10 protein-coding genes are annotated in these 12060 nt (G+C 64.6%); 1 reads left to right on the top strand and 9 read right to left on the bottom strand.

The window, feature by feature from the left end; translation table 11 throughout:
• Positions 1-116: 116 nt before the first annotated feature.
• The 7 genes from murD to rsmH all read right to left on the bottom strand — a co-directional run bounded on the left by murD (position 117) and on the right by rsmH (position 8768).
• The gene (gene murD / locus JQ628_RS20325) at positions 117-1517 is read right to left on the bottom strand and encodes a UDP-N-acetylmuramoyl-L-alanine--D-glutamate ligase (protein WP_212224817.1); all 1401 of its coding nucleotides are present in this window, start codon (positions 1515-1517) and stop codon (positions 117-119) included.
• Between the two features lie 7 nt (positions 1518-1524).
• Complete coding sequence (mraY, locus tag JQ628_RS20320; RefSeq protein ID WP_212224816.1) at positions 1525-2631, bottom strand: phospho-N-acetylmuramoyl-pentapeptide-transferase; 1107 nt, start codon at positions 2629-2631, stop codon at positions 1525-1527.
• A 122-nt stretch (positions 2632-2753) separates the two neighbouring features.
• Entirely contained in the window at positions 2754-4136 is a 1383-nt protein-coding gene (locus JQ628_RS20315) for a UDP-N-acetylmuramoyl-tripeptide--D-alanyl-D-alanine ligase (protein WP_212224815.1), read from the bottom strand.
• Positions 4133-5587 carry a UDP-N-acetylmuramoyl-L-alanyl-D-glutamate--2,6-diaminopimelate ligase gene (locus tag JQ628_RS20310; protein WP_212224814.1) on the bottom strand — a complete coding sequence of 485 codons (1455 nt, stop codon included), beginning with the start codon at positions 5585-5587 and terminating at the stop codon, positions 4133-4135. Before JQ628_RS20310 ends, JQ628_RS20315 begins: the two co-directional genes overlap by 4 nt.
• A 57-nt stretch (positions 5588-5644) precedes the next feature.
• Complete coding sequence (locus JQ628_RS20305) at positions 5645-7387, bottom strand: peptidoglycan D,D-transpeptidase FtsI family protein (protein ID WP_212224813.1); 1743 nt, start codon at positions 7385-7387, stop codon at positions 5645-5647.
• A complete protein-coding gene (ftsL, locus tag JQ628_RS20300) occupies positions 7384-7776 on the bottom strand; it encodes a cell division protein FtsL (protein ID WP_212224812.1) in 393 nt (130 codons plus the stop codon). Before ftsL ends, JQ628_RS20305 begins: the two co-directional genes overlap by 4 nt.
• 2 nt (positions 7777-7778) lie before the next feature.
• Entirely contained in the window at positions 7779-8768 is a 990-nt protein-coding gene (rsmH, locus tag JQ628_RS20295) for a 16S rRNA (cytosine(1402)-N(4))-methyltransferase RsmH (RefSeq protein WP_212224811.1), read from the bottom strand.
• 542 nt (positions 8769-9310) lie between these two features.
• On the opposite strand from rsmH, the gene JQ628_RS20290 reads away from it, so the two are divergent.
• Entirely contained in the window at positions 9311-10093 is a 783-nt protein-coding gene (locus tag JQ628_RS20290; protein ID WP_212224810.1) for an N-acetylmuramoyl-L-alanine amidase, read from the top strand.
• A gap of 138 nt (positions 10094-10231) precedes the next feature.
• On the opposite strand, the gene JQ628_RS20285 is transcribed toward JQ628_RS20290, so the two are convergent.
• Both JQ628_RS20285 and JQ628_RS20280 read right to left on the bottom strand, forming a co-directional pair.
• Complete coding sequence (locus JQ628_RS20285) at positions 10232-11488, bottom strand: RNA polymerase sigma factor (protein WP_212224808.1); 1257 nt, start codon at positions 11486-11488, stop codon at positions 10232-10234.
• 127 nt (positions 11489-11615) lie between these two features.
• Positions 11616-11966: a YciI family protein gene (locus JQ628_RS20280; protein WP_212224806.1), complete on the bottom strand. Its 351-nt coding sequence runs from the start codon at positions 11964-11966 to the stop codon at positions 11616-11618.
• Positions 11967-12060 lie beyond the last annotated feature (94 nt).

Genomic DNA, 12060 nt, shown 5'->3' with positions numbered 1-12060 from the left:
AGGTCCTCCTCGCTGATCAGTTGACCTGTTACCTATGTCCCCGGTCTAATCTGTTACCTATGTAGCCGGTCAGGACCATGTGCCACCCGCCCCACAAGGGGGCGGGATAAGAAAGGTCACACTACCGGCTTCACACCGGGCAGCGCGGTGACCAGATCACGGAAGGCGGCGCCGCGGATTTCGAAATTGCGGTACTGGTCGAAGGAGGCGCAGGCCGGCGACAGCAGCACGACGGGGTCGGCAAGACCCGACGCTTCGGCGTCGCGCGCGGCGCTGGCGACGGCGACATCCAGTGTCTCTGAAATCTCGTGCGGCACCTTCTCGCCGAGCGTACCGGCGAATTCCTGCGCGGCCTCGCCGATCAGATAGGCTTTTTTTATACGCGGGAAATAGCCGGTGAGGCCAGTGATGCCGCCGGCCTTCGGTTTGCCGCCGGCGATCCAGAAAATTTCGCCGAAGGACGACAGCGCGTGCGCGGCCGCATCTGCATTGGTGCCCTTGGAGTCATTGACGAACAGCACATTGCCGCGGCGGCCGACCTGCTCCATGCGGTGCGCCAGACCCGGAAAGCTGCGCAGGCCGTTTTGCAGCGTCTCTGCACTGACGCCCATCGCAAGGCCGCAAGCTGAAGCGGCGGCCGCGTTCTGCGCGTTGTGCAACCCGCGCAGCGAGCCGATGCCGCCGAGGCGCGCGATCTCGCGGCGGGCGCCACCGGAGGCCTGCACGACGGTCTCGCGTTCGACATAGATGCCGTCGGGCAGCGGGTTCTTGACGGAAATACGCACCACGTTCCTGCCGGCGCGATCGAGGCGGTCGGCGATGTTGCGGCACCAGATGTCGTCGACGCCGACGATCGAGGTGCCGCGCGGCTGCACGCCCGCGACCAGACGCTCCTTCACGGCGGCGTAATGCTCCAGCGTGCCGTGGCGGTCGATATGGTCTTCGCTGACGTTCAGCAAAATGCCGACGGAGGGATCGAGCGAGGGCGACAGGTCGATCTGGTAGGACGACATCTCTATCACATGCACGCGGCCCATGCGCGGCGGCTCCAGCGAAAGGATCGCGGTGCCGATATTGCCGCCCATCTGGGTGTCGTAGCCGGCGACCTTCATGAGATGCGCTATCAGCGCCGTGGTGGTGGATTTGCCGTTGGTGCCGGTGATGGCGACGAACGGGGCATCCGGCGCATGGCGGCGGCGCTCGCGGCAGAACAACTCGATATCGCCGATCACCTCGACCTCGGCCTGGCGCGCCATCAGCACACTCCAGTGCGGCGCCGGATGGGTCAGCGGCGCGCCGGGAGTGAGGATCAGTGCGGAGAAATTGGCCCACGACACCGTGCGCAGGTCTGCGGTGATGAAGCCCGCCTGCGCGGCCTTTGCCAGATTGTCGGCACTGTCGTCGCCGGCGATCACCTCCGCGCCGCCGGCCTTCAGCGCATGGCAGCTTGCGAGCCCCGAGCCGCCGAGGCCGAATACCGCGACCGTCCTGCCCGCAAACGAGGTGACGGGGATCATCGATCGCTCAACGCAGCTTCAGCGACGAAAGTCCGGCGAGCGCCAGCATCACCGAGATGATCCAGAACCGGATCACGATCTGCGGCTCGGTCCAGCCTTTTTGCTCGAAATGATGATGCAGCGGCGCCATCCGGAACACGCGCTTGCCCGTCAGCTTGAACGAGACGACCTGCACGATCACCGAGACCGCCTCCAGCACGAACAGCCCGCCGATGACAGCGAGCACGATCTCGTGCTTGACCGCCACCGCAGTGGCGCCGAGCATGCCGCCGAGCGCGAGCGAGCCGGTGTCGCCCATGAAGATCGAGGCCGGCGGCGCATTGAACCACAGGAAGCCGAGACCTGCCCCCAGCACCGCGCCGCACAGCACCGCGAGCTCACCGGTGCCGGCGACGTAATGAATCTGCAGATAGTCGGCGAATACGGCGTTGCCGGTCAGGTACGCGATCATGCCGAAGCTCGCCGCCGCGATCATGACCGGCACGATGGCAAGGCCGTCAAGGCCGTCGGTGAGGTTCACCGCATTGCCCGCGCCCACCATCACGAAGGCGCCGAAGATGATGAAGAACGCGCCGAGGTTTAGCACCACGTCCTTCAGGAACGGAATCGCCAGCGACGTCGACGACGCGTCGCGGCTGAGCCTGACCAGCGCATAGCAGGCGGCCAGCGCAATGAGGCCTTCGATCAGCAGGCGCAGCTTTCCGGCAAAACCGCTGTGCGTCTGCTTGGTCACCTTGAGGTAATCGTCGTAGAAGCCGACGAAGCCGAAGCCGAGCGTCACCGCCAGCACGATCCAGACATAGGGATTGAGCGGATTGGCCCAGAGCAGGGTAGAGACCACCAGCCCCGACAGGATCATCAGTCCGCCCATGGTGGGCGTGCCCTTCTTGGCGATGAGATGCGATTGCGGGCCGTCGGTGCGGATCGGCTGGCCCTTGCCCTGACGCAGGCGCAAATGATCGATGATCCAGGGGCCGAACAGGAACACGAACAACGCGCCCGTGATCATCGCCCCGCCGGTGCGAAACGTGATGTAGCGGAACACGTTCAGAAGTCCCTTGAGAAATCCAAGGAACGGAACGGTGTTCGAAAGCTCGATCAGCCAATACAGCATTCAGTATGCCCCATGCCGCGACATGCGCGGCCTTGCCGGGAAAGCGAGACGCCCTTTAACCATGGCCTTGCGACAAGCGCGAGTCATGGCGGATCGAAAGTTTGCAAGATTCGCAGTGCGAATCATGCCTTCGCTTGTAGTGCAGCCACCAGCCTCGGCACGAACTTGTTCACCCAAAACATCTTCTTGCTGCCCTTGACCACCACGACATCGCCGCCGCGCAGCAGTTTTGCGACGTCCTGCGGTTCGAGGGTTGCCGGGTCCTCATGCCAGCCAAGGCCCTTATCTCCCGGCAAGAGACTGTAGAGGTGATGCATCAGCGGACCGACACAATAGACGCCGTCGATGCCGTCGAGATGCTTCGCAAGCGCGGTGTGGTAGGACGGCGCCTCGTCGCCAAGCTCGAGCATATCGCCGAGGATGGCGATGCGGCGGCCCTTTGCGATCGGGCGCGCCTTCAGGCTGTCGAGGGCTGCGACCATGCTGGCGGGATTGCCGTTAAAGCTGTCGTCGATCAGGGTGGCGCCGGCCACCGTCTGCTCGACGCCGCGGCCGGTCATGATCCCGACATCGTCGAGCTTGGGCGCGAGCGCAGCCGGATCGAGCTTGGCGGCATGAACGGCGGCGAACGCGGCCAGCGCATTCTGCAGCCGGTGCGGCGCGCCGGGTGTCAGGCCGAACGCGATCTGCCGGCCGGCGACCTCGGCTGTGACATCCCAGCTTTCGCCACGCGGCGTGTGTTTTACTTCGCGCACTTCCGAGGCGCCGCCGAAGCGGATGGTTTTTCCTGTCCACTCCGGCGCGTTGACATCGACCGGGAGCACCAGCGTGCCGTCCTTCGGCAGCCCCTGCGCAATACTCACCTTCTCGCGCCGGATCGCCTCCAGGCTGCCGAGCTTTTCCAGATGCACCGGCTGCACATTGACCACCAGCGCCACCGTCGGCCGCGCAAGTTCGGACAGGCGCAGGATTTCGCCGACCTGGTTCATGCCCATCTCGACCACCCACACGCTGGCGGCAGGATCGGCGTTGCAGAGCGTCAGCGGCACGCCCCAGAAATTGTTGAAGCTGCTGGGGCTGGCATAGGCGCCGGGATAGGCGGCGATGAATTCTTTCGTGCTGGTTTTGCCGGCGCTACCGGTCAGGCCAATCACGGGGCCATTGAAGCGCGCCCGTGCAGCGCGGCCGAGCGCCCACAGGCCGTCGATCAGCGTGTCCTTGACGATCAATTGCGGCACGCTCACGCCGTCGATCCGGTGCGGCACGATCATCGCGACCGCACCGGCCTTTTCCGCATTGGCGGCAAATTCCCAGCCGTCGCGCGCGCTGGCGAAGCTCGAAATAAAACCGCCGCTCGGGGTGCCGCTCAGCGCCACGAACAGGCAGCCGGGTTTGACGAGGCGGCTATCCTGCGTGACGAAATCGATTGCCGTCTCCGGAAATTTTTCCGACAGCCCGAGCGCATGCGCGACTTCGGCAATTGTCCATAGCGGCTTCGCGCTCATGCCACCCTCGATGCCAATGCGGCCACGACTGCGTCGTGATCGCTGAACGGAAGCGTCCTGTCGCCGACGATCTGCCCGGTCTCGTGACCCTTGCCCGCAACGAGAAGCGCATCGCCGGGCTCCAGCGCGGCAATTCCGGCGCGGATCGCCTCGTTGCGGTCGCCGATCTCCTTCGCACCTTTCGCCGCGGCGAGAATGGCGGCGCGGATCGCAGCCGGGTTCTCGCTGCGCGGATTATCGTCGGTGACGATGACGCTGTCGGCGTTCTCGCTGGCGATGGCGCCCATCAGCGGACGTTTTCCGGCATCGCGATCGCCGCCGGCGCCGAATACGACGACGAGCTTGCGCTTTGCATAAGGCCGCAGCGCCTGCAGCGCTTTCTCCAGCGCATCGGGCTTGTGCGCATAGTCGACAAACACCGGCGCGCCGTTGCGCTCGCCGACAAGTTCCAGCCGTCCTTTTGCGCCCTCGAGCTTCTCGATGCTTGCAAAAACTTTCTCGGCTTCGCTGCCGGTGCCGATGGCCAGCCCCGCCGCCACCAAAGCATTCTCGATCTGGAATTCGCCGACCAGCGGCAGTTTGATGGCGTGCTTGCGACCGCGATGCTCGATCGCAAGTTTTTGCGCAAAGCCGTCGATGCTGGCCTCGACCAGGCGAATGCCCTGATCGCCATCCGCCTTGCGGCCGATCGCGATGACGCGCAGTTTCCGCGCGCGTGCCGCGTCGATCACTTGCTGCGAGCAGTCGTGATCTGCCGAGATCACCGCCGCGCCGCCATCGACAACGAGATCGCGGAACAGCCGCAGCTTTGCATTGAGGTAATGCGCCACGTCGGGATGATAGTCCATGTGGTCGCGCGAGAGGTTGGTAAAGCCGCCGGCCGCGATGCGCACGCCGTCGAGCCTGAACTGGTCGAGCCCGTGCGAGGAGGCTTCGAACGCAAGATGCGTGACGCCCTCGCCGGCGATCTCGTCGAGCTGCTTATGCAGTGCAATCGGGTCCGGCGTGGTCAGCGAGCCATAGACGGTGCGCTTCGGCGAGACCAGCCCGATGGTGCCGATGCTGGCGGAGGCATGGCCAAGATCCTGCCAGATCTGCCGCGTGAAGGCGGCGACCGAGGTTTTTCCACTCGTGCCGGTCACCGCCGCGATCGTCGCAGGCTGCCGCGGATAAAATTTCGCCGCTGCCAACGCCAGCGCGCGGCGCGGATTTGCGGTCGTCACGAACGGTACGCGGCATCCCTCGGGCGCGCGTTCGCCCGCCACCGCAACCGCGCCCGATGCAATCGCGGCGTCGACAAAGCGCGCGCCGTCGGTCTTGCTGCCGGCGAGCGCAAAGAACAGATCGCCCGGCTTCACCGCACGGCTGTCGACGGCAAGGCCCTTGACGTCGATCGCCTCGCTTTGCAGGTCGATTTTGGCGTCATCGCTGAAGAGGTCGCGAAGTCTCATTCTTCAAGTCCGGCCGGCCGCTGGCAGAGACTCAATATAATGGCGGCACCCAGTGGCTTACTGGGTTGTCCTTGATGTCGCAAGAATGAGGCGGTCGGACGGCGGCAGGTCGAACCGCGGTTCGACCCCCAGAAGCGGCGCAATGCGGGCGATCACGTTGCCGCCGGTCGGCACCGTGTTCCAGCCCGAGGTGATGAAACCGTGGGTCTCCGGCAGTGCCTTCGGCTCGTCCAGCATGATCAGGAGCTGGTATTGCGGGTTGTCCGCCGGCAGGATCGCCGTGAAGGAATTGAGCACCTGCTTCTTGGAATAGCGGCCATTGACCACCTTTTCCGAGGTGCCGGTCTTGCCGCCGATATAATAGCCCTTCACGTCGGCCTTCTTGGCGGTTCCAATCTCGGCATTGAGGCGCATCAGGTAACGGATTTTCTCCGAGGTCTCCGGCCGGATCACTTTCTTGGCCATCGCCCTGGCGTCTTCTTCCGAGCGCTTCAAAAAGGTCGGCGGAATCAAGAGGCCGCCATTGACCATGGCGTTGATGCCCATCACCGCCTGTAGCGGCGCCACCGCGATGCCGTGGCCGAAGGCGATGGTGATGGTGTTGAGATCGCCCCAGCGCTTGGGAACGATCGGCGCGGTGCTTTCCGGCAGTTCGGTGCGCAGCCGGTCGAGCTGGCCGACCTTCTTCAAAAACGCCTTGTGCGCTTCGACGCCCTGGCTGAGCGCCACGCGCGCCGCGCCGACGTTGGAGGAGAAGGTGAACACTTCCGACAGCGTGATCGAGCGGCCGAGCGGATGGGTGTCGTGGATCGCGAACTTGCCGTAATGCAGCGCGCCGCGCGCATCATAGAGCGTGTTGAGATTGGCCTTGCCGGAATCGAGCGCCATCGCGAGCGTCAGCGTCTTGAAGGTCGAGCCCATCTCGAACACGCCGGTGGTGAGGCGGTTGATCCGGTCAGGATCGTGCGCTTCCTTCGGATTGTTTGGATCGAAATCCGGCAGCGACACCAGCGCGACGATCTCGCCGGTCTTCACATTGGAGACGAGTCCGGATGCGGCTTTCGCCTTGTACTTGTCCTTGGCCTTGAGGAGTTCGTCGCGCAGCGCGTGTTCCACGCGCAGGTCGACCGACAGTTCTACCGGCTTCTGCAAGCGGTCGACGGCAAAGCCCGCGCGGTGCAGGTCGGCCAGACCGTTATTGTCCAGCCACTTCTCCATCCCGGCGATGCCCTGGTTGTCGGTGTTGACGAGGCCGATCAGGTGAGCAACTTCGGCGCCGGTCGGATAGACGCGCTTGTTCTCGCGCAGGAAGCCGATGCCGGGGATGCCGAGCTTGTGGATGGCCTGCTGCTGCTTCGGCGTGATCTCGCGCTTCAGCCAGGCAAAACCTTTTTTCGACGACAGGCGCTCGCGCACTTCGATCGTGTCGAGGTCGGGCAGCACGCCGGTCAGAAGTTCGATCGCCTCGTCCTTGTCGATGATACGGCGCGGCTCGGCGAACAGGCTCGGCGTCTTGATGTCGGTCGCCAGGATCTCGCCGTTGCGGTCGACGATGTCGGGCCGCGCGGTCGCAATCGCGTCCTGCGACGCGGCGCGGCGCGCGGCGTGGCTGTCGGCGCCGACCGCGAACATCACCAGCCGCCCGCCGATCACGGCATAGACGGCGGCGAAAGCGAGGATCGCGAACCCGACGCGGACACGCGCCTTTGCGGTGCGGTCGACATTGCGGCCGTACAGCAGGCTGCGGACCAGTCGATGGCGCCACGACTCGCTCGGCTTTGCGGGCGTGCGACCTTTCATTGCCGACCTCCCCGCGCCGGCACCGAGCCGGTCACGTTCGCCGCGTCAGCCGCCGCCTCGATGGTGTTGATCATGGCCCCGATCGGATCGGGCTCGCCCGGCCTGACCAGGCTCGGCGGCCGTTCGGGCAAGTTCTTCAACTGGTCGTATTGCGTGGCAACGATCGGCTTCAATCCCAGATGGCGCTCCGCCATCCCCTGTAGCCGCAGCGGCGCGTCGAGCTTGGCCCATTCGGCGCGCAGCACCGCAATCGCATCGCGCTGCTCGCGGATTTCCGCGTTCAGCCGCTGCACCCGCTCGACACGCGAGGTCGATTCCATCTTGATGCGATAGACATAGGCCGCCGCAAAGATCAGCATGCCGACGACGAGGAGATGGATGATCCGCATGATCAGCCTCCCCTCATCACGCCGGCCAGCGTCGGCCAGGCCGGCAATCCGCCTTCGCCGTGCGCCGGAGCATCGGTGCGTTCCGCCGCGCGCAGCTTGGCCGAGCGCGCGCGCGGATTGGCCGCCACCTCGGCATCTCCGGGGATCACCGGGCGCTTGGTTAAAATCCTGAAGCTGGATGCCGCCTGCACCACTTCCGGCAGATGCCGCGATCCGCCGCTGGCCTTACCGCGCTCGGCGAGAAAATTTTTGACGATGCGGTCTTCCAACGAATGGAAGGAGACGACCACCAGCCGTCCGCCCGGCTTCAGCACGCGCTCGGCCGCCGACAGCGCCTCGTGCAATTCATCGAGCTCTTCGTTGACGAAGATACGCAGCGCCTGAAATGTTCGCGTCGCCGGATGGATCTCGTTCGGCTTGGAGCGCACCACCTTGCCGACGATGTCGGCGAGCGCCTGCGTTGTCGTAACAGGCGCTTCCTTGCGTGCCGCAACGATCGCGCGCGCGACGCGGCGGGAATGACGCTCTTCGCCAAAAATGTAGATGATGTTGGCGAGGTCCGCCTCGGACGCCTTCGCCACCACATCCGCTGCTGATGGCCCCGATTGCCCCATCCGCATGTCGAGCGGGCCGCCGAGCCGGAACGAAAAACCACGCTCGGCCTGGTCGAGCTGCATGGAGGAGACGCCGATATCCATCACGACGCCGTCGACGCGATCGGCGCCTTGCGCCGCGCAGACCTCGGCCAGATTGGAGAAGCGGTCCTCCACCAGCGTCAGCCGGCCGTCCGAGCGGTCGACGAGGTCGAACCCGCCGGCGATCGCGGTGCGATCGCGATCGATGCCGATGACCCGGGTTCCCGGCACCTCGAGAATCGCGCGGCTGTAACCGCCGGCGCCAAAAGTCGCGTCGACAAAAATGCCGCCCGCGCGCGGCGCGAGCCATTCGATCGCCTCGCGGCCGAGCACGGAGATATGGCGCGAATCGGTCATGCGCGCGCCGCCTGATCGAACCGGCGTCGGGAGCGGAACTTGGACGCTGACGGGCCCATGGCGTCTCAATTCTCTGCGCTTTGCCGCGCCTTTCGATGCGAAAAGCCGCCGCACACCATGGCCACTGCTTCCCGCCGCAGGCCGCAAATCCTGTTCTTTCGAAGGAATTGGCTGGGCTGCCATGCGATTTCGAGCGTGAAAGAGGGCCTTGCCTCCCCCAAAAACGGTTCGGCTCTTCACCACTTAGTAACGGCACTTAGCCTTAAGAAAGCGTTGATGGAGTGCCGCGGCTTTTTCGCGCTGATCGACGCGCATATGCCCGGGAAGAGGTGATGCACCCTGCACACACTTCGCCAAAATGCGAAACCGCAGCCAACTTCCTGCATTGCCATCGCGAGATCGTAAAGGAATAGTAAACGTCCATTGTTTTCTGCCGTTGTTCTAGCCCGGTTTGGGTTATCATAATGTCCGGTTCGTTCGCGTCTGTTGGTATCGATTCAAAGCGTCAACGCGCCCTCCCGATTCCAAAGGGCACCGCGGACATGAAGGCGTTTACCCCGGATTCCTCGATCGCATCCGACGTGATTCCGTCGGCGAATTACGGCGACCGCAACAAGGGCCGGCTACCCGACATGATCCTCTTGCACTACACCGGCATGCCCGATGTGGAAGGCGCGATCGCACAGCTCTGCACGCCCGGCACCGACGTCTCCGCGCATTACATCGTGCTGGAAGACGGCCGCATCGTGCAATGCGTGCCGGAAGCCAAGCGCGCCTGGCATGCCGGCGTGTCGTACTGGGCCGGTGAGGAAGACATCAATTCCTGCTCGATCGGCATCGAGATCGTCAACCGCGGTCACGATTGGGGCTATCCGGATTTTCCGCTGCGCCAGATCGCGGCCGTGATCGCGCTGTGCCGTGGCATCATGCTCCGCCGCGACATCCCCTCGCATCGCGTGCTCGCCCATTCCGACGTCGCGCCGGCGCGCAAGAAGGATCCCGGCGAAAAATTTCCGTGGCATTCGCTGGCCAATTCCGGCGTCGGGCACTGGGTGCAGCCGGCGCCGATCGTGCGCGGCGATTCGCTCAAGCTGGGGGCGATCAGCGACGGCGTCGCCAACATGCAGGCCGCATTCGCCAGATACGGCTACGGCATTCCGACCAGCGGCAAGTTTGACGGCGCCACCATGGAAGTGGTTGCCGCCTTCCAGCGCCATTTCCGTCCCGCGCGGGTCGATGGCGTTGCCGATCATTCGACCATGGCAACGCTGCACGCGTTGCTGTCCAGCCTGCCAGCGGAGGCGACGAACGTGGCGAAGAGCTAGATACCGCAGCGGCGGCGAGCCCCCTCACCCCGTCATCATGGGGGAGAGCGAGCGACAAGCTTGCTCTTTGAGGACCGGGGTGAGGGGCAGTCGCCGCAGACAAGCAGGGTTGTCGCGCCACGCGAATGGGGCTGACAATCAGCTCGCTTGAGCCGCAAGACGATCCATCTCGGCCATTCGTCGCGCATAAAGCCGCCGCAGCGGTTCAAGTTGCGTCGCTGCAGTCGCCGCCAGATACGCGCTGCGCGCGGCATCATGACGGCCGAGCCGGCGCAACAAATCGGCGCGCACCGCAGGCAGCAATTCGTAACCCCTCAGCGTGCCCCGCGCCTCCAGCGCATCGATCAGGTCAAGCGCCCGTGCCGGTCCGTCCACCATCGACACCGCGGCAGCGTGGTTGAGCTCGATCACCGGTGACGGGCTGATCCGCAGCAGCACTTCATAGAGTCCCGCAATCTGCGGCCAGTCGGTATCCTCATAGCTCGGGGCGCGGGCATGCAGCGCGGCAATCGCGGCTTGCACGGCATAGGATTGCGCCTGACCGGGCAGCCGCAGCGCGTCTTCGACCAGTTGAAGTCCCTCAGCAATCTGGCCCGCATCCCACAGTGAGCGGTCCTGCTCTTCAAGCAGCACGATGTCACCGCCGGCAGTCTCGCGTCCGGCGCGGCGCGCATCATGCAGCAGCATCAGCGCCAGTAATCCCTTGATCTCACCACGGCCGGGGATCAAGCCGTCCAGCAGCCGCGCCAGCCGGATCGCTTCGCGCGAAAGATCCGGCCGCATCAGGTCTTGGCCCGAGGTCGCCGCGTAGCCCTCGGTGAAGACCAGATAGATCACCGCGAGCACGCCGCGCAGGCGCGGCTCCAGCGCTTCATGCGCGGGCACTTCGTAGGGAATGCCGGCAAGCCGGATTTTCTGCTTGGCGCGCAGCAGCCGCTGCGCCATCGCATCCTCGCCGACAAGAAAGGCGCGGGCGACCTGCGCGGCGGAGAGCCCGCACACCGTGCGCAAGGTCAGCGCCACCTGCACCTCCGGCGCAAAGGAGGGATGACAGCACGTGAAGATCAGCCGCAGCATGTCGTCGTCGAGCGTGGCGTCCGGCGCCTCGCATGGCGCAGAGGCGTTGAGGTCGAGTTCACGCGCAAACTGCTCCTGCTTGCCGCGAAAGGCGACGTTGCGGCGGATGCGGTCGATCGCCTTGTTGCGTCCGACATTGACCAGCCAGGCGCGCGGATTGTCCGGCCGTTCGCCGGCCGCCCAGCGCTCCAGGGCAGCGGCGAATGCGTCCTGAAGCGCGTCCTCAGCAAGATCGAAATCGCCGACGAGGCGGATCAGGGTCGCCAGCGCCCTGCCCGCCTCGTCGCGGAATATTTTCTCGATCTCGGTGGAAATCATTTGCCTCGACTCTGACCCCTCGTCATTCCGGGGCGTCCGAAGGACGAACCCGGAATCTCGAGGTTCTCAGGTGCGCAATAGCGCACCATAGTTCGCGCTTCGCGCGCCCCGGAACGACACTCAATACTCAGTCATAAATCATGACCGGCCTGACCTCGACCGAGCCTGTCCTGGCGCCGGGAATCCGCGCGGCGATCGCGATCGCGGTATCGAGATCCTTGGCCTCGATCAGATAGTAGCCGGCGAGCTGCTCGCGGGTTTCCGCAAACGGACCATCGGTCGTCAGGGTCTTGCCGTCCCGGACCCGCACCGTGGTTGCCGTCATCGTCGGCTGGAGGCCGTCGCCAGCCTTGAAATGGCCGCTCTGGACGATGGACTGAGTGAACGCACCATATTCCCCCGTCATCGCCTTGCGCCCCGCCGCGTCGATTTTGCCGAGTTCGGCTTCGTTCTGGTAGATCATCAGCAGATACTGCATTTCGTCACTCCATTGATCGGCTGAATCGCCGACACCCAGTCGAACGGCCCCTGCGCAAAACGACATCTTCAGGATAATTTATTTAGAGCACATT

This window comes from Bradyrhizobium lablabi (assembly GCF_018129385.1).
GTDB classification, from domain to species: Bacteria; Pseudomonadota; Alphaproteobacteria; order Rhizobiales; family Xanthobacteraceae; genus Bradyrhizobium; species Bradyrhizobium lablabi_C.
This window is presented reverse-complemented; position numbering and strand designations above follow the sequence as displayed.